The following is a 22,538-nucleotide window of genomic DNA, read 5'->3' as shown; positions in this document are numbered from 1 at the left end:
AATTTTAATGTTTAGGCGCCTTCAGTCTTTTTGAATAAAACAGGAATTCTTAATTCCACTTCAGTCCCTTTCCCTTCTTTACTTTGTATAAAAATATCGCCTCGATGGAGTTTCATGATTGTTTTCGCAATGGATAATCCAAGGCCAGTGCCGCCTGTTTCTCTAGACCTTGCTTTATCTACCCTGTAAAACCTTTCAAAGATGTTGTCAAGGTCTTCTTCCGGTATCCCAACTCCGCTATCTTTTACCCTAATGAAGGCGTCCCCCTCATCTTCGCCAACTGTAACTTCAATTTTCGATTTGCTGTACTTGCTCGCATTATCAAGAACGATAATGATAACCTGTTTCATCTTCAGCTCGTCGGCTTCAACAATAACAGGTTTATTTTCCTTGTGAAGAAGGATTTCACGTTTATACACACTTTGAAGCTGCATCACCAAGTTTTCGCATACTTGTGTCAGGTTCACCTTGCCCACATCAATGGAGGTTTCATTTTCAGAAGATGCCAGATCAAGCAGTGTCTCGGTCATCTTTTGCATCCGCATCGCTTCCTGATGAATGGCTTCAATTGCATCCTTGGAATGTTTGACGTTATTCACACCTCGCCGCAGTAATAAGTCGGCATAGCTGCCGATGACCGTGATCGGGGTTTTCAACTCATGGGAGGCATCAGAAGCAAATTGTTTCTGTCTTTTGATGTTTTCCTGTAAACGGCTGATCATGCGATTAAAAGTGTTGGCAAGTGTATAAAGTTCATCTTTCGAGCGGTTCTGAATGAATATTGTTTTTGGGACTCCGCTTTGCTCGATATCCTCCATCGTTCTGATTATTCTTGAGATGGGTTTCATAATCACGCTGGAAAGCAGTGTGCCCCCAGCCAATGAGAGGAGAAGCGTAATTCCTGAACATGCCGCCAAGATGGATAAAAGCTTGTCCTTCATCACTTCTAGACCCGTTACCCTTTGCGCGATTTCCATCGAATAGGAAACATTATGATTGATGGAGATGGGGACACGTACAATTTGAAACTGTTCCTCACCGATCTGCCGCAGTTCGGACTTTTCCTTGCGTGTAAACTCTGGTTGTACGTTTGCTAATTCTGTATCATCCGTAATTTGCTTGATGACCGCCGAATGCTTGTCCACGATCCGGATGAAAGAATGGTCAGAAAGATAGACCTCCAGCAGATCCTTCGTTAATTCCTCTGGTCCTTTCTTTTCTGTTCTTTTGATGATCTCATGAGCCTTCTGATTGAGAAACCGTTCTTCAATAGTGCCAATCGTTTTCATGAAGGTGAAAAAGACGAGGACATTCATAATCAATAGAATAAAAACGAGCCAGGCTGTTGTTAAGAGGTTGATCTTTGTGGTAATTTTCACTTTACTTCTCCTTCATGGTATATCCTACACCGCGAACGGTCTGTATGAGTGAATCCGGAGAATTATCTTTAAGTTTTTTCCTCAAATGGCGAATGTAAACATCAATAACATTGGTCTCTCCTTCAAATTCATAGCCCCAGACATTTGTTATAATTCCATCGCGTGTGACGATTTTGTTTTTATGATGAAGAAGGTATACAAGCAAATCGTACTCTTTAGGCGTTAAAAAAATGCTTGTCCCGTTTCTTGAGACTTCCCTCGTTTCCGTGTCCACACTTAAATCCTTGAAGAAAAGCTTTTGCCCCTCAGTTCCTCCTGCTTTTATGTTAAGGATTGAAGAATAATAGCGTATCGTGGATCTTACGCGTGCGAGCAGTTCCTCCATCACGAATGGCTTTGTCACATAATCGTTCGCTCCGAGATCCAATCCCATTACTTTATCCAGCGTTGAATTTCGGGCGGTTAATAAAATAACTGGTGTATTTGTGCCTGCTTTCCTCAGCCGCCTCAACATCTCTACTCCGCTTAGTTTCGGAAGCATCACATCTAGGAGGATTAAGTTGTACTCTTCGCGAAGAGCCCTTTCAAGTCCAGATTGGCCATCATGCTCAACATGAACATCATACTCCTCATATTCCAATTCAATCTTAAGAACTTTAGCAATCTGCACTTCATCTTCAACCACTAGTATCCGCTGCTTCATTTATATTCCTTCTTTCTTGCGCTCCTTAAACTTTATCATGAGACCCATTCCGAATTTCTTATTTTCATTGAATTTTAATGTAGACTTCAGTGTTTTTTCAGCTAACCGGTCTATACTTTGTTTTGGTCCAGGATCATCCACTTTGATAGTCAAAATAAAGGAGAGCAGTCTATGAATAATATGATTTTTCATTGGGTTAATAGCTGGGCAACGCAATCAGCTATTTTAGATAAAAGTATGATTTTACTGTCAAGCAGTGTACCTTATACAGCTGCAGCGATCATGTTGATGCTATGGTTTACTTCAGGAAAAATGAATGATATAGAAAACAAACGCACGGCAATTTATGCTGGCTGTACTGTCGCTCTTGCATTAGGGCTGAATATCATATTTCATCTTGTTTATTATCATCCACGGCCGTTCGCTGTGCAGCATGTACACAAACTGATTCCTCATGCCAAGGACTCCTCATTTGTCAGTGATCATGCCCTAGTAGTATTCTCTATCGCATGGATTTTATGGATGAGATGTAGTACTTGGCGGATACCTGTCCTTTGCTGGGCGGCATTGGTTGGCATTTCGCGCATCTTTGTCGGTGTTCATTATCCGGTCGATGTAGCCGGAAGTGCACTCCTGGCATATGCTTGCGGATATCTTATATTGCACTTTTCAGCCAAGCTGGAACCTTTCGTTCAGTTTGTAATGAATCTCTCTCGTAAAGTTAAGTTCTTTGAAGACAAGGAACTTGAAAGAAAGGAAAAGCTGTGATTCCCATTTCAACATGTTTTTTAAGACTAACTTTAAAACGTTCGCTTGCTTATCAAAGAAAATTGAAAAGGGTTTTGTCTACGGTCTGAAAAGAGTGCATTTCGCACTCTTTTTACTTTGCACTGCAAGGTCAGTCGCCTCCACTTTTCATTTGCTGCTTCCTTCTATCTTTGTATTTCTGAAAGCTCCATATCACCACTGCTACCCAGCATCCACTAGCGGTATAGCCTCCAAGAACATCGCTTGGATAGTGAACGCCAAGATAAATCCTGCTTATACCGATAAGAAGGATCATAAAAACACTAAATAGTACCAATGCTGTCCTTCCTGCTCTTGAGCGAATATGCCTCCAAAGGAGAAAAGCAAGAATTCCATACAAAGAAAAAGCATTCATGGAATGTCCACTCGGAAAACTGAATCCCCCGATGTCTATTAGCCGGTGGTATTCAGGGCGTACTCGATGAAAAAATCGTTTTAACCCCTCATTAAACAGTGGGCTGCCCACCAATACAATCATGAAGACGATCAGCTCCGCCTTTTGTTTGTACAGTTTAAACAAGAGAAGAAGGATTAACACACTGATACCAAGAACCACAGGAAATGATCCTATAAAGGTAAAGAATCTCATGACGGTTGTGAAGAGTGGAGACTCAAATCCCTGGACAAAGCTGATAATTGCCATGTCAGCAGGGAAAACGGCATTGCTCATTACCAGAAATGCAAGCAGACTGAACCCTGCTGCAAAAAGAAGGATAAGAACAATGGCAGGGTCTATTTTTTTTCGTGAAAAATTATGCATGCATTTCTCCTCCTCTCCTCCTTTTTCCTGAAAACAAAATTCCTCTGTCCAAGGTAGTTGAATAGTGTATAAAGAACAGTCCCAGCCAAAACAGAAACATCTTTTTGAAAGAGGGAAGGAAGGAAATGAACCGTGTTCGCCAAGAAGTCAGCTGTCTCCCTGCCTAATGAGTAAGCTGCATAATAGCAAACAAAAATGACTGCCACAAATCGGATCGAACTGCTCCCCATCTTTTCACTGCTTCTAAAGGTAAACGTACGGTTCAGAAAATAGCTTACCAATGCCCCGGTTGCATTACCCAAAAAAGTTGCCGGCCAATATCCCAACCCTCCCAAATAAAGCAATATATAAATGGAAGATAGTCCAACTGCAGTATTTGCCACCCCTACTAATAGGAAGCGAAAAAAAGAATGGTTAATCATTTCGCGTTCCTTCAAGATGAACGGACGGAAAAACAGTGTTTTTCTTGGTATATTTATCGATTTCAATGGCATATTTTGGCCGTCTTTTTACTTCCGTGAAGATTTTCCCGATATATTCCCCTAACAGGCCAATTCCGAGGAGCTGCAGACCACCGATGAGCCAAATCGAAATAATCAGTGAGGTCCAGCCGGATTCCGTATGGCCCAAGAACTTTTGTGTTAACGCGTAAAGGCCGGCTGCAGAGCTAAGGATAACAGACAGCAGTCCAATAATGGTTACCAGGCGTATGGGTGCCACACTGAAAGACGTGATGCCGTCAAAAGCAAAAGAAAGCATCTTCTTTAAAGGGTATTTGGATTCACCCGCCTTCCTCTCCTTCCGTTCATAAGCAACGGTTGAAGATGGAAGTCCAATAAGGGGAACCAAGCCGCGAAGGAAAAGATTTTGTTCTTTATAGTTGGATAATTCATGTAAGGCTCTGGAACTGATTAGACGGAAATCCGCATGGTTCTCGACCAGATCAATCCCAATTTTACTCATAAAACGGTAAAATCCCAAGGCTGTCGTCCGTTTGAAAAATGTATCTGTATCTCTTTTGCTTCTTACGCCGTATACAATTTCATTGCCCAGCATGTACTTTTCAATCATCTTCGGAATGGCGTTGATATCATCCTGAAGATCGGCATCAATCGATATCACACAGTCTGCCTGGTCCTTGGCAGCCATTAAACCAGCGTATAATGCGTTTTGATGACCGGAATTCCTTGTCAGCTTAAGGCCTTTCACGAAACTGTATTTTGACATTTCAAGGATATCCCACGTGTTGTCCTTGCTTCCGTCATCCACAAACAATAGGTCGCTTGCAGGGGCAACCATGCCGCCTTCAATCATGTTCTCCAGCAATTGACCCAGCTGCTGCAACGTATCTTCCAGCACATCCTCTTCGTTATAACACGGAATGACAATCGTTACATATGGATAGTCCATTTTCATAATCCCTCCTGTTTGGTTTGTACTTTATACAGATAAATTTTCCATGCCGAATCTTTTTCACTGAATGCTTTCAGAAACTTAAGTCTGTTTTCCTGAGCATTTTCGATTGGAACTGCTGAAAAGAAATAATCGCCGCCCAACCGCTTGAAAGCATCGGTATTTAGATCAAGATGGCGGATTTTCTTATCGGAGTTCTTTGTAAAATCATAATTCTTCCCCAATTCATCGACGAAGATATAACAGCGATTTCCCCAATCATCGAAGTAGGTCCGAAGGATACGGTTCTTTTCCAGCTCTGGCGCAATGATTTTCCTGAACTTCTTTTTATAGGACAAAGGGTAGTAGTTGTTATACGTATCAAGTGTATAAAAGCCATTATACTGGGCGATGGACGGGTGTAGCCCAATGCTTGCCACCCGGTATGACGACTGCGGCTTTCCGATATACTCTTTGATTTGTTCAAATTGTTTTTCTGCATAAAATTCTTTAAAGGAGGGTTTTCCTATTACTCTGTAATCAATTTCAGGATTTGCCCCGAACAAGATCAGGATCTGCAGAACAAGCGCCCATTTAACGGCCTTTTTCCAGCCAGATCCCATTTTCCATAAAAAGCGGCAGCCAAGACCGAACAAAAGATAAATGATCAGTGGCCGAAGGAAATGAAACCTCGCAAAATTAAAGGTATTTAAAAGACTGACTTTATCCTTGATTGGCTGCCATCCCTTATAAAACCAAAAAGCATACCAAACGGACAAAATAATATTAATCATAAACAGCCATATAAATGTCTTTTCGGTTTTGATCCCCGATTTCCAAATTTTCCACATCACAATAAACAGAACAGGCAGGATCACAGCGGTATGAAGGGTCATTACATGGGTGTGGCCAAGCAGGTAGTTTTCAAACGTTAATCTTACAGCATGCCAAAATCCCAGATTTGAACTGACAAACTCATCCCTGCTGGTTGGCTCTTGTGGAAACAGCAATGAATAAACAAGCCGGTATTCCACCAGAAGGTATACTGCCGTCATCAGGGCAATTCCCCCAAAAAATACCCAGTTTCGCTTCTTCCGAATGAGAGCGTCATAAAGCCAGAAAATACCCATGGAGGCCAAAAAGAAAAAAAATCCAAGCACGAAGCTGGAATACAAAGGAAGAAGAATAAGAGTCAGCCAGTTCTTAGGCGTGCTGTCCCCATTTCGGATATTTAAAAAGGCCCATAAAGCAAGGGGCATGCCCAAGGTGCTAAGCATCCCGGATGGCCAAAAAGGCGTGATCGCAAATGCGAAAGACACCCAAACTGAAATGGGCCACACCTCGGGTTCCTTCAGAAAATGTTTTTTCAGCAAAAGGTACATCCCCATGAATGCAAAACATCTTGTAATCGCCTGGCTCAGGGCAAATGCCATCATCGATGGGAATAAATGATGCAGCCACTCGATCCCGCTGAACTCTGTCCCGAAGGTATCCCGGGGCAGGCCGTTTATAATTTGAGGAACAGTGCTGTCGACCGGTCCAAACAGCAGGCCGCTTTCCCGCAATACCTTATACCAGGAGATATTGGAATCAAGGTTGTCATGTACCCGGATATGGGCATTCTCCCCTAGAATAAAAAGAGGTGACAGGTATACGGCCAATAAGAGCCAAGCCAGCCATAAATGTTTATTTTTTAGTTCAAGTTCACTCCACATCCTACTCCAATTTATAAGTCATCATCCTTTATATCTCTAATAATTCATTTAAAACAGTACCCTTCTCCCATGAAAAGACCCTTAATTCTCCATTAAAAAAGGATTAATTTTTTATTGTAAAGATTCATTGCTAAAAAAAGCTGCCAAATTTGGCAGCTTCAGCTTGTTGACAAAGTCTCATGTCTACAAGCTTTTTTTATTCTAGAATGAAACCAGATACGGTTTGAGGGGAGAATTTACATGTTATCGAAGCATTCTACTGTTGAACGCATCATACACTGAACAAATATGCTGGAATTTGAAAAATATTTTCGATTGCGTTTCCGATAAAAGGATTATATTTCAACAACACCACAGCTATTTTAGTAAATTGTTTTTTTGTGAAAATCTTAATATTACCTCTGTTCCTTCCCCTTGTGTACTTATCAAATTGATTTCTCCCTTGTGTAAATTCATAATACTTTTGGCTATTGGAAGACCTAAACCAGAACCTCCAGTCTCTCGACTTCTTGCTTTATCGACTCTGTAAAATCGTTCAAAAATGTGCTGGATCTCATCTTCAGGGATTCCAATACCATAATCCTTTACACGAACCAGGACTTGATTTTCATGTCCTTCTAGAAATACATCAATTTTTTCATTGCTGTATTTTATGGCATTATCTAATAAAATAATGATAACTTGCTTGATTTTTAATTCATCACCATCCATCAGGATTTGATTTTCTTTATAGTGAAAGCTTATCTCACGTTTATACACTTGTTTGAATTGCTTAATGATACTTTTACATAAAGACACCAGGTCAAACTGATCTGTTTCGAGTAGAGTTTCATTCTCTAATTCAGCTAAATCAAGGAAAGTTTCAGTCATTTTTTGGATCCTTGTTGCTTCTAAATGAATAGCTGCGATGGCTTCATCCGTCATCTTCTTGTTTTTCAGCCCATGTCGTCTCAATAGATTGGCATAACTTTTTATCACGGTTAACGGTGTTTTTAATTCATGAGAAGCATCTGAAACGAATTGTCTTTGTTTCTCTATATTTAGTTGAAGCCTGGCAATCATCCGATTAAAGGTTTTGGCCATGGTTTGAAGTTCATCTTTGGTGTTATCTTGAATACTGATGGTTTTCGGCACCCCGCTTTTTTCTATATCCTCCATCGTATGGATCATATTAGAGATCGGCCGCATGATCGTATTGGCTAACCATCGTCCTCCAAGCAAGGATAAAAAGGCAGCTATAACCGTGGAGGAAATTAAAATGACTCTAAGAAGCTCCCTTCTGGCTTCAAGACCTTGCAGGCGTTCTGCGATTTCCAAACTTCCTTTGAAATTCGTACCATTCTTTATGGGAACACGAACCACTAATACTTGTTCTTCTCCATGTTCAGCAAAAATAATATGGGTTTGAGTCTTCTTTTTTGTTGTATACTTTCCTTTTATTTTCTTTGAAAGTAACTTATCGTTTGTTTCATGGAGGATGACCTTGTTTTTAGGTCCTATTACACGGATAAAGGAATGTTCCGTTAGCGAATCTCGTAATGTTTCCTCCATTTGAGAAGATGACTGATTGAGGTGAATCTCTGCCATAATATCCTTCGCCTTTTGAAAAAGCATATTCTCATCCATAGTTACAGTGTTTTTCATAAATAAAAAGAAAACCAAAAAATTAGTAAGAATCAAGATACACAACATCCAGGCAGTGGTTAGAAGATTAATTTTTGTTGTGATTTTCACCATTTTTCTCCTTGATGGTGTAGCCAATCCCTCTGACAGTATGAATTAATGGGAAAGAAAAGTTCGTATCCACCTTTTGTCTCAAGTGCCTTATGAATACATCAATAACATTGGTTTCGCCCTCATACTCATATCCCCACACGTTGATAATGATCTTCTCTCTTGTCACTACTTTGTTTTTATTAAGAATTAAATACACCAGAAAGTCGTACTCCTTGGGCGTTAGCGTAATAGGTTGACCAGCCCTTGTCACTTCTCTTGTTTCCGTATTAATGATTAAATCTTCAACCGTTAATAAGGAGGGGTCCTCGTTCGTTTCTACTTTCTCGCTGTTCCGGAGACAAGCTCTGATACGAGCCAGTAATTCTTCAATTTCAAATGGCTTTGTCACATAGTCATTTGCTCCATGATCCAGCCCTGCCACTTTATCCCATGTTGCATTTCGGGCAGTGAGAAGAATTACCGGCGTTTTCTTGTTAGTTTTTCTCAATCGCCTTAATACTTCTATGCCGCTTATTCCTGGCAGCATGACATCCAATAAAATTAAGTCGGCCTCGGATTCCATAGCCGCTTTTAAACCTGATGCACCATCATGCTCAACGGCGACCTGGTACCCTTCGTACTCCAGCTCCATCTTCAAAACCCGCGCAATTTGAGTCTCATCCTCAATCACTAAAATTGTTGTTTTCATTTTAAATTCAACCCTTCTAATGCTTTTCCAATACAAGCCTTATCATTTCAAACAATAAAAAGTTAAAAAAGATCCAAACACCGCCATAGACATATCCACCCACAATATCACTTGGAAGAACTGGGGTTACAGCAATGTTTATAACGGCCAGTCCAAGAAAAATAACTAAACCAACGAGAGCAGCGAGTATATAAAAGTAATTATTTTTCGAATGGCGAACAAGCAAAAACAAACAAACGCCATAAACAATTATTATAATAGTTGCGTTAAAGTCAGGAAAATTAGCCGAATGAGGCTGCTTGATGAAACCGATGGACTGTAAGTAAGAAAACACCCCCAAGACTGTATCGTGAAAGGGCTTTGCGCCCAAGACTGAAACACTAAGGAGAAGATATTCCAATCCTCTGTTCTGTCTTTTATGCCAAATACGAATCATGGCTCCCGCCATAATAAGTCCCATAGCCAGGGGAGATTGGAAAACTAAAATCCCCCTCATCCAGTTACTGTAAATCACTGATTGGGCCATATATTCCGCAATATCGTTAAACTGAGTAAATTCATTATAAATATAGTCTTGAGCAAGTCCGAGCATTAACGTAACCATTCCAATGAATACAAGAGTAAGGAAAACAAGAAAAATTTCGGTCGCTCTGATTGTTTTTAGCTTTTTAATCAAACGATTGATCCAATGAATAAAAAAATCTTTAATTTGTACTTTATAAAAACGGTAAGCAAAATAGCTAACTACTAATACACCTGCCACAATGACAAATATGATTACATATTTACTGGCAGCTTGATGGAATGTTTCCCATTGCGGTCCCAGAACCTTGCCAAGCGTAATAAAGCAAATCCCCCATAATATGGCTCCTGTATAGGCTGGAATAATGAATTTGCGAAAAGGCAATCTGGAAATCCCCGAAATGTAACCAGTAAAATGCCTGATCCCTGGAATAAAGTAAGCGAAAACTAATAGCTTACTGCCTGACCGCTCAAACCAGGCAGATGTTTTTTGATACCTTTCAGGTCCAAGGTGGATGTACTTCCCATACTTTTCAACTAATTTATAGCCCCCTGCTTTGCCAATCCAGTACGTGACGGTAATACCGGCACCGGCTGAAGCAACCACCACCAAGAGGGCCAAAATATAATTCATCTTGCCTTGATAGACAAAATATCCAGCGTAACTCATTAAGAATTCTCCCGAAATAGGGAGAGCCATCAGCTCCAGAAAAATTCCTATAAATAAGATCAAATAACTGTGCTGTTCAAATAAAGTGATTAAATGTGACATGAAACTGCCCCCGAATATAAACAGAAAAATGATTACTAATCAATACCGTTTCTTTTTCAATGTACCACTATTTTTAAGAAAGGTTTTCAGATTAAGGAATTATTAATCTTTTATTAATAGAACAAAAAGGTTATACGCCCAGTCTAAATCTTAAACCGAGGTTATTAGTTTTAATCAAATATTAATCCTTTGTTAAGGAGAAACTAAAAATTTATTTCGTATGGTTAGATTGCCCAAATTGATTGAACGAAACGCATAAAATAATTGGGTTATTTTTATAAAAATGACGGGGGATGGCAATGAAGTGAAACGAATAGTGGAGGCAACCATGCAGCGGGCAATTCTTATGATTGTATGTGTTGTCATTATTTTGGCGTGGGGAGGTATTTCTGCTTACCAGATGCAGAGAGATTATTTGCCTGGGATTAACAATACGACTCTTTCCGTTAGTATGAGAGTACCCGGTTATCAAGCCGCTCAGGTCAAACAGCAAATCACCGATAATCTGGCAAGTGCCGTTAAAACAGTGGATGGCTTATCCAATGTGGAAAGTACTTCCTATGACGGCGGATTGTTTATGAGTTTGTATTTTCCCATGAATACGGACATGAAACAAGCGGAGGATCAGGTAAACAAAGCTTTAGCAAATGCGGATCTTCCACAAACCCTTACAAGCACGCCTTCGGTAACACGATTAACAACCAGCTCATTCCCGATTTTGACATACAGCATATCAAGTTCAAAATTGGATGAACAAACCCTGCGCTCCACTGGCACACAGGAAATTGTAAAACAATTAAAATCTGTTCCTGGTGTATCGGATGTATCTGTCATTGGGGGAGCAAAGGATGGCTATGTATTAACGATTCGCATGAAAGACCTGGTGAAAAACGGATTAACACTGGATGATGTCAATAAATCATTTGCGTTAGCTGTTCCAGCCATGCCACAGGGAACGATTATAAACAACCAATTATCCATTCCAGTGTCGTTTGATGGACTGCAATTCACACCAAAACAAATGGAGAACGCAACGATTAAGAATTCGGAAGGAAAAGTCATTCCTGTATCAGCGTTCGGTACCATTACACATTCCTTAAATGACCTAAAAACCGTTTCCAGAACAAATGGAGCACCAAGTGTTACGTTAAATGTGATTAAGACACCATCAGCCAATATCACGGATGTGGCCAATGGAGTAAAAGACCGTGTGGCACATCTTCATTTGGATACCGTAAATCCGAAAGATGTCTCGTTCAGTGTTCTGCTGGACCGGGAGCATGAATTGAACAGCTCACTTTTCGGATTGATTCGAGAAGGGTTATTAGGCTGTTTATTCTCGATGATTTGTGTGTTCTTTTTCTTCCGAAATGTAAGAAGCACCTTATTGATTGCCATTTCACTGCCGATTTCATTACTGGCAACCACAGCTTTCTTAAAATCGATGGGGATCACGCTAAACATTTTAACCGTTTCAGGTTTGATCGTAGCGATGGGCCGTATTGTCGATGACTCGATTGTGATCCTGGACAATATGTACAGAAAACGTGAGGAACAAAAGGATAAACCATTGCTTTCTATTCTGGCATCATCGGTGGTTGAAATGATTCCAGCGATTCTGGGCTCAACGCTTACCACGATTGCCGTTTATATTCCGATTGCTTTTGTCGGAGGGGTCATCAGTGCCTCCTACAGCGGTTTTGCCTGGTCAGTCGTTATTGCACTCATCATTTCATTCTTTGTCGCAATGTTAGTTATACCTGCCCTTGCTTTTATGGGATGGAAAGGCGGAAATGCAGATAAACAAACTGTCAAACTCGATACAAAAATGAAACCCATTTTGCAATCGGCCTTTAAACATAAGAAAGCCATGATCATTGCTTCGATCGTAGTGTTCCTGGCCGCTGGAACGTGTTCTGCATTCCTTCCTGTAAGTTTGTTACCGAGCGGAAAAATTGGACAAATTGCCATTAAAGCAGAATTGCCAAAGGGAAGTACATTACTACAAGTGGATTCTGAAGTGCAAAAGATCGAAAAAGAATTAAAGAATAACCCGAAGGTTGCTGCGTATTCATCCAATTTCGGGTCTACCATGACACCGCAAAGTGATGATGTGTTTGACCAGGGCGGCGGCTTTATCACGTATCCGAACGTCGCGAACCTGGCCGTTGTGTTGAAGAATGATAAAGAAGCGGATTCAGTCATTAAACAATTACAACAGCAGCTGCCATCATTATCAAAAGATGTAACGTATACGGTAACAAGCCAGAACATCTCTGGTGACGATTCCCAAATGCGTATCCTGTTTACAGGTTCGGACCAAGAAACCTTGGACCAAGCAGCACAAAAAGCAAGAACCAGCTTATCAAAAGTTTCGGATCTAAGTGTAGATGGAAAAGTGGATTTAACCAATGGTTCACCTAAGTATAAGGTGACGTTTAACCAAAAAGCGATGCAGGATAAAGGCGTAAAAGTGACAGACATTCTGCCGGTCATTAATCGTTATATCGCTCCATCCAAAGATGCTACCGTTACAGTGGATCATAAAGCACTTCCTGTGGACCAATATTTAGACCAAATTGCGAGTGGAACGGACTCCAGCATTACGTTAAACGCAACGGCCGGTGATGTTTTAGCTTCTCTTTCTGCTGAAACCGTACCTGGTAAAAATGGTGAAAAGATAAAATTGGACCAGATTGCTAAAATTTCAAAGGATAACACGCCTTCAACCATTAGCGAACGAGATGGTCAGCCATTCTCTCTTGTGACCGCACAGATTACCTCAAACGATATCAGTAAGGTATCAAGCCAGGCAGATCAAGCATTAAGCGGCATGAAACTTCCTAAAGGTGTAACCTATTCAATGGGTGGGATCACGCAGCAAGTAAAAGATATGATCTTTGATATGTCAGTGGCAGTCGCATTCTCTTTTCTTTTAGTGTTGCTCATTACGTCTTCCATTTTCAAAGGATGGAGAGCACCGTTATCGGTACTGTTAAGCATCCCGCTGGCCTTAAGCGGTGTGGTCATTGCGTTAATTCTGTTCCACGGAGAATGGAACTTAGCGGCATTGATTGGCGTTCTGATGCTAACCGGTATCGTCGTTACAAATGGTATTGTGTTAATTGATAAGATCGAAAGAAACCGAAGAGAAGGAATGCCCGTGAACGAGGCGGTACTAAATGGAAGCCTCTCAAGGATTCGGCCGATTTTAATGACAGCAGCAGCAACCATCCTAACGTTGTTGCCACTAGCAATATCACACAGTGCAGATACAGTCATTTCTCAGACGCTAGGTATTGTCGTTATTGGAGGTATGGTAACTTCAACCATCAACAGTTTTATCATCATTCCTATTATTTATGATTGGCTGCATAAAAAGTCTGTCTCAAAAAGTACTCCAACAACAGTAAATACTGTTAACTAAGGTTTTGATTTAAAGTTTTGATTTTCGCCGCATTAATTTGCAACGAATGCGGTGAAATCCAGGGAATTAGATAAACTATCATATATAATAAACACCTTGTAGGGAAATAGATGCCTGAGAGAATTGAACACTCTCAGGCTCTATTCTTATACTTATTGCCTATCCAACTGAAAATTTAGAAAGACAATTTTTTTGAAACGCTCACATTTTCATAACTGTATTTATGGATATGTAGATGAGAACAAAAACATCTCAACGCCGCTTTCCAACTCTAATTGAAACGGACTGTATGGCAATTAGAAATCATTTACCAAGCTATATACAGTAAAAAAGGCAACAGCGTTTTACCGCCGCGCCCTACTTACTATCGTTATAATATGGATTTTTGAATCAAGTGGACTAGACTTGATTGTTTATATATTTGGCTCCCTAGTTTTTATATAATTGGGGGACAAATGTAAATATTTGATTACAAAAGAGTCGCAACGAATTCAATCGTCGGACCTTCTTGCACTCATAGGTTGAGGATGAGCAAAAAATCAAGGAATCATCCCATCTAAGATTGGAATTGATCACGTCTGAATGATCATTAATGGTTTCGTTATTGTTATTCGTTCTTTATGGGCAGTTACAACTGTTAATCTCAAAATAAAATAGCTCGGTCTACAGAGCTTCAGACAGTAGACAAACCCCTATTTAAATTAATTTGAATGGGGGTTTGTCTTTTGCACTTTTTCTAACACATACATAGGCCAGAACTTACAAAAACAGGGGGAGAAGTTCAATCACTACCATGCGCTGTGGAGGCGTTTTTTTATGAACAAGTAATGACATTTGAATCTCATTTTCCACACAACGGGCCGCATACGTCGCAAGTCTCTCTTGAATAGCTCTCGAATGCCTTGATAAGCCCAATGGTCCCAATGGAAATCAAGTCTTCCGTATCTTCCCCTGTATTATCAAATTTCTTCACGATATGTGCAACCAAACGCAAGTTGTGTTCGATCAGTTTGCTCCTGGCCTTCTGGTCTCCCTCGGCCATCCTACTTAAGTATTCTTTCTTCTCATCCTCGGAGAGGGGCTGCGGAAACGCATCTTTGCGGGACTGGTAACATTCTAAATAAATTCCATAGTGGCTTTGATTAAGTCTGATTATTTGTCATGCAGACGACCACCTTTCCCTTGACGTTTCCTTCACCAAGATGAAGAATAGCCTCTTCAACCTGATGTAACGAGTATCGTCTATCTATAATAGGTACAAGTTTACCAGCAACGAAAAGTTCCTTTAAAAAATTTTGGTCATTTTTATTAGGTTTATGAATAAGAATAGCCATTTTCTTACTTTCAGTTTTATAAATCATGGGTCCCAGTATCAACAGTTGCAAGATTCGAGACGTGGAGCCTCCAATCATAACATATCTTCCTTTAGGATTTAGTACCCGCTTGTAGTCGAAAATAGAACGAGTTCCTACAACATCGAGAATCAAATCATAGAACTGTCCTTTTTGTACGAAATCTTCTTCAGTGTAATCAATAACATGGTCTGCACCAATGGACTTAAGAGTATCTAATTTTTTCTTACTGTCCACACAAGTTACTTCAGCTCCATATAATTTGGCAATTTGCAATGCAAATGTTCCAACGCCTCCACCCGCACCATTAATTAAGACGTTTTTAGCTTCATGAATCTGTCCTATATCACGAAGCCCCTGTAGAGCTAGAACTCCCGCTTGTGGTATCGCAGCAGCCTCCTCAAATGTCATTCTGGCTGGCTTCAACGTAAATGCCTCTGCATTCACACTTACATATTCCGCAAACCCACCCCAACCACACCAGGATATGTCACCGAATACCTCATCCCCTACAGAGATATGGTTGACTTCTCTACCAATTGCTTCAACCCTTCCTGCTATATCCGCACCCAGGATTTTGTATTTTGGTTTTAGAAGACCCCCAAGACGATTCAGGAATGGTTTACCTCTAAGGAGGTCCCAGTCCCAGGAATTTACAGAAGCTGCATGAATCTTTACCAATACTTCATTTTGTTTTAGAGTAGGTATTTCTATCTCTTTTAGGTTAAGAACGTTAGTCGTTCCATACTTATTGTATACCATTGCTTTCATAATGGGTTCTCCTTCACATTTGAGTTTTGATAAAAATTCATTCTGTACTTGCCTTTACATTGCATATTTTAACGAAGTTATAAAGGATATTTATTTTTAGAAGATTACCTTTATGGATGGCTCTAATATATATGTGGAATATTATATATTTCTTCCTTATTTTGTTAATTACTTCTTAAACTAACCTGCCCCTTTAGTTCGCATAAGAAAAAGCCGCCTTTAAGACAGCTCTGATCTTCAGCTAACGCACCCGTTAGCACAATAAGTACTTTTAAGTTTATTTCAATAATCGATTGTTTCACAAAAGAAATTGTTTATTATATTTTTCTTCTTTGGAAACTGAGGAATACTTATTTGATTTTAGTCTTAAATGGTTTATCAAGGATACACTTGATAATATTTCTTCATTAACCTGACCGCCTCTTGAAGAAGAGAAATGTTCGCCGTAGCGATCTTTTTGTGCTCAAGTTCCCTTTCGTTGAACAAGAACTAACCCGTTTTATAAAAAAAATTTTAGTTAAATTTTTAATTACAAGGTAACCCCAAGTAGAAAAGGTGGAATATTTTTACTATTCTTACTGTTAACTAAAAAAACTAATCAAAGGCAATCATCTTATCATAATGATTTGCTAAAAGTTTAAATATAATGAACCATGACCTTATTTTAAAAGAAAAGAGGTTATGGGATGAAGTGTAAAATACATCGGTGTAATTGCCGAAAGATCTGGTCTGTTCAGAATCGGAAAAAGAAGATAATAGCTAAATCGATTTTGCTTAACGGCAATTGGATGACAGAAGTAAAACCTGATCGAAGATTAGATCCAAAAGGATTTGTCATTACTAACTACACTCAGGACATTATCACAGATCCCCCGATGGAATTACTAATGCAATTTAAAAAAGTAACAAAGTTAATTTATAATAAAAAAACCGTTGAGTTTAATATTAAATCTGGTAAATTTTTATGGTTTGCCGAAGATGGAAGCTGTTATTTGTTAAATAGGATGTATGAGATGTAGCCGGGCAAGCCCTGCTGCATTTTTCATTTGTTAATATCAATTAACCTGCTTTAGTAACCTGCCCCTGAGTAAAACAGCATCATAAAAATGCGGCCAAACGATATTCAACTAACGCACCCGTTAGGAAAAAGTTCACATTCTAAAGCAAAGTTAATATTTCCCTGTACAAACTTTAATTTATTATTTGTAAAATCGCTAATTAGCTTCCAATGATTACGGGTTTGTCCCCCATTTAACAATAGGTCTGTCTAGCTTTGAATCAAGTGTCCAGTCCCTAAAGTGCTGCCTAGTTAGTGTAGTATGACATGCCAGGTTGTCGGATGAAGAAACATCCAAGGGATTTAAGAATCTCATATTTATAGAAAAACTGTTATCTACGAACAAAAAGCAAAACATTTGAACTTTCAAAATCGATGCGAAACCCATTTCTTAAAAGACAACTTTCAGCATGTACTACGTCGTTACCTATTTTTAAAAACTCCCTACATTTGCCGGCACTGCCGATGATTGAAAAATTAACGATTCTAAATCGTCTGGACCTTGGACTTCTGTCGAACACAATAAGAACTAAATCCTTTGAGGTGCGTGACAATAGGTTTCCTCCTTAGCGCATTTATGGTTGATACTCTTATAGGATGCAGTAAGAGACAAGAACGTAAGGGGCAAATATGGATTTTTATCAATTTTTTTCGAAGTACTCTCCAATTGGATGGACACCTGAGACCTTTAATGATTGGCATACCATTACTTTTAAGCCAACATAATATAGAATTAGCTACTATCATAAGTGGATAAATTTTCTAACCTAATGATTTCTCGACCTCTTAATAAATAGAAAGTGAAAAAACGTCTTCGTTCTATAAAATGGAGTGAATTCCTTTTATGTTCGCTATGCTTCATAACCTTCTGGGGAATAAGAAGCAACATTTGCTGCATGCTTTTTAATTTACTAAAATAATCCAAAACTGAATTGAAGTATATACCTTGTAGTTAACTACAACTCAAGTGATTTTTTATTGTGTCCAAGAAAATACCTACTGATTTTTAATTCCTAGTAAAATACGGTCTGGCAAGCTTTGAATACTCTTATTTAAAATGGATAGTATAAAAAATGGAACAAGCAAAGGTGAATCTGAGGAAGTAATATTGGATGGACTTTGAATTTAAAAAAAGCAGTTTTTAGAGAGGAATATGAATGATGGCAAACAACTTATATCAAAGGGAAAACTTACGTCATCTTGCTAAGCTGGGCGAATTAGCTCCTGCACAACAGCAAGCTTACGAAAATTTTAGTAGAACCGTAATGCAAGAAGGCGCTCTTACAAAAAAGGATAAAGAAATTATTGCTGTTGCTGTGGCGCACGCAACTGAGTGTCCTTATTGTATTGATGTGCATACCCGTAATGCCAAAACATCGGGTGCATCCCTCGAAGAATTGGTAGAAGCAGTGTTTGTAACAGCTGCACTTGAAGCCGGAGGAGCAGTTACTCATAGCACTCATATGCAAAATGCCCTTGATCAAGATGAAAATGATACCCTCTATCGCCGATCCAATCTTAAAAAGTTAGCCAATTTGAAACAATTAATCCCTAATGGTTTTAGTGCGTATTCCCGTTTCAGCACTGAAGCAACCAAAGAAGGAAAATTAAATGCAAAGTTAAAAGAATTAATAGCAGTTTCGATAGCACATACCACAGAATGCCCGTACTGCATTGACGTTCATACAAAATCTGCCCAACGAGCAGGATCAACAAAAGAAGAGCTATCAGAAGCTATTTTAGTTGCAGCTGCACTGTTGGCAGGTGGTGCTTATGCCCATATGGCCAACATGATTGAAAGCTACGGGGAATAATTAGAATCACTCAATAAAAAAGAGGCATTATAGTCTTTAACAAACTGGTTATGGAACCGTCATAGAGGCATCGAACATTTCGGCTCCAATAATGTGTCGTTGGGTGTTACTGCCTATAAAAAGGGATTACAGTATTTTTTCTTCCACTAAATAGAAGTCATAAGCAACAAAGGTTTTTTCCACTCACATCTCGAATTTGTTTCTATAGCAAAGAACGGGAGAAGATGAAATGAAAGCAAAAACGTTATGGATTACTTTAGGGATACTACTCCTTACAGGGTGTTCTTTATTCGCAAATGGACAAAAGAAACTCACTTGGCAAGATACTTCCTATGATGCCATCCATAAAGGGGCAAAAGAAGAAAAAATAACAGAAGATGAAATAATGGGAAGAACTGAAATAGCAGGAGATGTTTTTATCTTTTACGAGAAGAAGGTTAGCGATGGAGATGCTGTAGGTGTCGTCAATATTGGCAAAAAGAATGGAAAATATACTTGGTATCGTTCTTCCAATGAGATTCAGATAAAGAACAAGAAAAACAACTCCTCACCATCTGTTCATTTCAAGGTAGAATCACTGACCAAACAAAAGTATACGGTATATCTAGGAAGAGTAAAATCGAACTTTCATGGGATTGACACGGTCAATGGAAATAGAGTTGCGCCTACCATTGATAAAAAGCGGCAGATATATTACTTCATGGAGCCCATGCAATAGCTGACTACATATATTAGAGATGGAATGTATCCTTCTGTCAGCCATCTGTCCAAATTCCCCTCCCCTCCCAACTTATTCAAATGCTTTCTAAATATCTTGTTAAGTGTGCCAAATACATACCTAAGATGATAAAGGAGATGATGAGTACGCCTTAATGCTTTCACCCGTTTGAAAAGCCTATTAATCCCAGAAGTAATAATGCTGCCCGAGTACAACTGAACCCTTTTTGGTTCCACCCTTTCAATCTTATCCTTATTATTTTCATTTATATTGCCAAGAAATCTTGTTTAAGCTATCTCTTGTTTTGACTTCACCCCATCAGACTAAGGTACTATCAACAACATCCTAACCACTTCTAAGTTTAAAGTTACCAGTGTATGACCACTTTTTGATAACAAATACCGAAACCTATTATGACCCTGAATCCACCAACAAAATTACGGACTAGAAGAAAAACGTTCCTATTCCTTTCGCGTTTAATAGGGACGTTTTTTCTATTGGTTAATGTAAAATTGCATGAAATGTATAAAAAAGAAGCCTGTCATTAAAAGTAAGCGTTATTTGTTTCAGTAAAAAATTAAAGCTAACGGTGGTTTTTGGATTTGTTTCTATTTCTCTTCTATTACTTATTTTCGTAGGATTGGTTAGCTTTCATAGCCTTAACATAAAATCAACTATAAAAAAGAACCATTTTTTAGTACCCGATCCCCATTGTTTTCCGCGGTCAGAGGGACATTCCCCGAACTATACTGCTTCATGAATCACAGACAGTTGTCATTTATATAAAGGAGCTGAGAAACAGGCTAAATCCCCACCGATTGATGCAAAAGAGATTATTCAACAGGTCAAAAATATTATGCCATACTCCAGTAGAATTCAGGAGCATGGCAGCCTAGGTGTTTTTTCTGTCCCAATTAGCTAGGTCAGTTCATATTCATTTTGTTTTTATTTCAATTTTTCAACTTTGGATAAAGCACTATTTAGTACGTCAGCTGCGTTAGTTAAGGTCTTTGCATCCAGAGGCTTGGATTTTGCACCTGCTTCAATGGTGTGCAGCGGTGTTTCTACTTTTTCATAAAGATCGGCGTCTTTTTCTTTAACACCGTCTTCGAATGTTTCCCAGGATTTCTCTAACTGTTCTCCAGATTCTTTCACTTTATCTGCGTCGTTCGCTTTTAACTGAGATTTAAGATCCGTCAGTGTTTGTTTCATTTCTTTGGATCCTTCAGCGATTGTTGATTCTTTCGCTTTATCTGATCCGTTATCTTTTGTTCCACAAGCTGATAATGTAAGAGAAGCTGCTAGTACGATAGGTACGATGTATTTTTTAGTTTGCATTTCGAAGTTCCCCCTGATGTTTTTTGAGTTCAACTTTTAATTTGATATCCTTTTTTCTATTCATAATGGCTGCCACGATGGCGACCAAAATAAGAAATGCCTGTGGAATCATGCTTTCAATTGTGGGATAGAACGCAAAAAAATCAATCGTTGTCAAAGAATTCACTTGTGTCACTGGCAATAATCCAGCAAGTTGAAGTCCGTGAATCCCCATCCCTGTGAATTTGAAGCAAAGGTAAAACATGAGAACACTGGATACTAAGAAGAACGGCCGCATCGGAATTCTTAACCCTAGCTTAAGTATGAAATAAGAAAGGATCACAAGTACCAAAACCCCAATACCTATACCAGTTAATAAGGAAGGTAGCTTGATTGAATTCGCCATACCTATGAAAAACAATACCGTTTCTGTTCCTTCACGGAAAACGGCAAGGAAAGACAAGGCCGCTAGTGAAAATAAACTTCCAGTATTCAGTGCATTTGTACTTTTTGTGCGAATGTATCGCTGCCATTCCGCAAGACTGGATTTACTGTGAAGCCAATAACTCATGTATAGCAACATCGCAGCCGCAAAAACACCTGTCCAGCCTGCAATCAAGAAATTGTTGCTTCCGAATGCTCCTGCCGAAAAGAGGAGATTCACAATGACACCCAGGATAATGCTGACGCCAATTCCTGAACCTACTCCCATCCAGATCCATTGTTTTTTGTCTTCGTGTCCTGCTTTTTTCAAGAAACCAAGCAGCGCTACTACTACAAGCAAAGCCTCAAGTCCTTCACGAAGCAGAATCGTTGTCGCATCCATCATGTTATAGCTTGTTTTCATGGCTATGGGAGCCAGGTAATCCCGCATCTCTTGAATGGTTTTTTTAGCCCCGTCTATATTGTTTGATGATAACTGGGCATAAGAAGTAACCATATCCCGTTCAGCGTTGCTATAAACTTTTGAAGATTGGGTAAGTACAGCACCTTCTGCATTTAACCAAGACTTTCTAAACTTCTCGATGTCAGCTTTGGCCCCTTGAACATCATTTTGATCGATATTTTTCAAGGAGTGGTCCAGTAAGGAAACAAGGCCTGCCACGTCTCCTTCTTTACCTGAACTGCTTTTTTCATCATTAGACGTTTTAGGATATTTCCCGTCAATGAACTTTTGGTTCGTTTGCTTTAATTGTTCCAGGCCAGCGGTTACATTTTTTTTATTTACAGGCTTTTGAGCAAGAGCAAACTGAACTTGTCCCATCGCATCCTCAATATCATGATAAGCAGTAGTCGATTGTTCCTTAATTCCATCCTCAATGGACAACCAAGTACTTGAAAACGTTTTAAATTTACTAGAGGTGCTATTCATATCTCCTTTTTGGGATGATTGTAAAGCTTGTGTAACGAGCTTGTTCGCTTCGGTCATTTCATCAGCTGCATTCCCCTTAGCAAAGCTATGTATAGGTAATATCAAGACTCCCATTAGAAGTATTGTAAGAATGAATTGAACCTTACGTTTCATCATTTCTCCCCCAACTCTAAAATTAACCAATTTATTTGCAGGTAATGAAAATCATTATCATTTGTTCCATTACAAAGTATAA

General features: G+C 39.3%; 17 protein-coding genes and 1 pseudogene. 5 read left to right on the top strand and 13 right to left on the bottom strand.

All coding sequences use genetic code 11. The features are described 5' to 3' along the window. Window positions 1-11: 11 nt before the first annotated feature. On the bottom strand, window positions 12-1,379 hold the full coding sequence (locus DMO16_RS01335) for a HAMP domain-containing sensor histidine kinase (RefSeq protein WP_129474919.1): 1,368 nt from the start codon (window positions 1,377-1,379) through the stop codon (window positions 12-14). A gap of 1 nt (window position 1,380) precedes the next feature. After that, window positions 1,381-2,082: a response regulator transcription factor gene (locus DMO16_RS01330; RefSeq protein ID WP_129474917.1), complete on the bottom strand. Its 702-nt coding sequence runs from the start codon at window positions 2,080-2,082 to the stop codon at window positions 1,381-1,383. Between the two features lie 171 nt (window positions 2,083-2,253). Here DMO16_RS01330 and DMO16_RS01325 point away from each other — a divergent pair, with 171 nt between their 5' ends. Continuing rightward, window positions 2,254-2,850 carry an undecaprenyl-diphosphatase gene (locus DMO16_RS01325; RefSeq protein ID WP_129474915.1) on the top strand — a complete coding sequence of 199 codons (597 nt, stop codon included), beginning with the start codon at window positions 2,254-2,256 and terminating at the stop codon, window positions 2,848-2,850. 130 nt (window positions 2,851-2,980) lie between these two features. Here DMO16_RS01325 and DMO16_RS01320 read toward each other — a convergent pair whose 3' ends face one another. The 7 genes from DMO16_RS01320 to DMO16_RS01290 all read right to left on the bottom strand — a co-directional run bounded on the left by DMO16_RS01320 (window position 2,981) and on the right by DMO16_RS01290 (window position 10,475). Further along, entirely contained in the window at window positions 2,981-3,649 is a 669-nt protein-coding gene (locus DMO16_RS01320; RefSeq protein ID WP_129474913.1) for a phosphatase PAP2 family protein, read from the bottom strand. After that, window positions 3,622-4,071 carry a GtrA family protein gene (locus tag DMO16_RS01315; protein ID WP_347232822.1) on the bottom strand — a complete coding sequence of 150 codons (450 nt, stop codon included), beginning with the start codon at window positions 4,069-4,071 and terminating at the stop codon, window positions 3,622-3,624. Before DMO16_RS01315 ends, DMO16_RS01320 begins: the two co-directional genes overlap by 28 nt. Beyond that, window positions 4,064-5,059 carry a glycosyltransferase family 2 protein gene (locus DMO16_RS01310; RefSeq protein ID WP_129480283.1) on the bottom strand — a complete coding sequence of 332 codons (996 nt, stop codon included), beginning with the start codon at window positions 5,057-5,059 and terminating at the stop codon, window positions 4,064-4,066. The genes DMO16_RS01315 and DMO16_RS01310 overlap by 8 nt, the downstream gene beginning before the upstream one ends. A gap of 2 nt (window positions 5,060-5,061) precedes the next feature. Then, window positions 5,062-6,756 (bottom strand): DUF6044 family protein, encoded by a 1,695-nt coding sequence (locus DMO16_RS01305; RefSeq protein ID WP_129474911.1) that lies wholly within the window; start codon window positions 6,754-6,756, stop codon window positions 5,062-5,064. Window positions 6,757-7,113: 357 nt separating this feature from the next. Then, the gene (locus tag DMO16_RS01300; RefSeq protein ID WP_129474909.1) at window positions 7,114-8,490 is read right to left on the bottom strand and encodes a sensor histidine kinase; all 1,377 of its coding nucleotides are present in this window, start codon (window positions 8,488-8,490) and stop codon (window positions 7,114-7,116) included. Next, window positions 8,468-9,181 carry a response regulator transcription factor gene (locus tag DMO16_RS01295; protein WP_129474907.1) on the bottom strand — a complete coding sequence of 238 codons (714 nt, stop codon included), beginning with the start codon at window positions 9,179-9,181 and terminating at the stop codon, window positions 8,468-8,470. Before DMO16_RS01295 ends, DMO16_RS01300 begins: the two co-directional genes overlap by 23 nt. Window positions 9,182-9,197: 16 nt before the next feature. Further along, window positions 9,198-10,475: a VTT domain-containing protein gene (locus tag DMO16_RS01290; RefSeq protein ID WP_129474905.1), complete on the bottom strand. Its 1,278-nt coding sequence runs from the start codon at window positions 10,473-10,475 to the stop codon at window positions 9,198-9,200. 304 nt (window positions 10,476-10,779) lie between these two features. Between DMO16_RS01290 and DMO16_RS01285 the strand changes: the two genes are divergently transcribed. Next, complete coding sequence (locus DMO16_RS01285) at window positions 10,780-13,902, top strand: efflux RND transporter permease subunit (protein WP_129474903.1); 3,123 nt, start codon at window positions 10,780-10,782, stop codon at window positions 13,900-13,902. A gap of 807 nt (window positions 13,903-14,709) precedes the next feature. On the opposite strand, the pseudogene DMO16_RS01280 reads toward DMO16_RS01285, so the two are convergent. Next, window positions 14,710-15,058, bottom strand: a pseudogene (locus DMO16_RS01280) (sigma-70 family RNA polymerase sigma factor); the annotation flags it as partial. Beyond that, entirely contained in the window at window positions 15,045-16,025 is a 981-nt protein-coding gene (locus DMO16_RS01275) for an NAD(P)-dependent alcohol dehydrogenase (RefSeq protein WP_129474901.1), read from the bottom strand. The pseudogene DMO16_RS01280 and the gene DMO16_RS01275, both read right to left, overlap by 14 nt. A gap of 770 nt (window positions 16,026-16,795) precedes the next feature. Between DMO16_RS01275 and DMO16_RS24530 the strand changes: the two genes are divergently transcribed. From DMO16_RS24530 to DMO16_RS01260, 3 genes are all read left to right on the top strand, one after another. Then, complete coding sequence (locus DMO16_RS24530) at window positions 16,796-17,044, top strand: hypothetical protein (RefSeq protein WP_241840413.1); 249 nt, start codon at window positions 16,796-16,798, stop codon at window positions 17,042-17,044. Window positions 17,045-18,239: 1,195 nt separating this feature from the next. Beyond that, on the top strand, window positions 18,240-18,896 hold the full coding sequence (locus tag DMO16_RS01265; RefSeq protein WP_240482250.1) for a carboxymuconolactone decarboxylase family protein: 657 nt from the start codon (window positions 18,240-18,242) through the stop codon (window positions 18,894-18,896). A 229-nt stretch (window positions 18,897-19,125) separates the two neighbouring features. After that, window positions 19,126-19,614 (top strand): hypothetical protein, encoded by a 489-nt coding sequence (locus DMO16_RS01260; protein WP_129474899.1) that lies wholly within the window; start codon window positions 19,126-19,128, stop codon window positions 19,612-19,614. A gap of 945 nt (window positions 19,615-20,559) precedes the next feature. On the opposite strand, the gene DMO16_RS01255 is transcribed toward DMO16_RS01260, so the two are convergent. Then, window positions 20,560-20,952 (bottom strand): hypothetical protein, encoded by a 393-nt coding sequence (locus DMO16_RS01255; RefSeq protein WP_129474897.1) that lies wholly within the window; start codon window positions 20,950-20,952, stop codon window positions 20,560-20,562. Next, window positions 20,942-22,456, bottom strand: a complete 1,515-nt coding sequence (locus tag DMO16_RS01250; RefSeq protein WP_129480282.1) for an FTR1 family iron permease — start codon at window positions 22,454-22,456, stop codon at window positions 20,942-20,944. Before DMO16_RS01250 ends, DMO16_RS01255 begins: the two co-directional genes overlap by 11 nt. Between the last annotated feature and the right edge of the window lie 82 nt (window positions 22,457-22,538).

The organism is Fictibacillus sp. S7 (assembly GCF_004127935.1).
In the GTDB taxonomy this organism is placed as follows: domain Bacteria; phylum Bacillota; class Bacilli; order Bacillales; family Fictibacillaceae; genus Fictibacillus_C; species Fictibacillus_C enclensis.
This window is presented reverse-complemented; position numbering and strand designations above follow the sequence as displayed.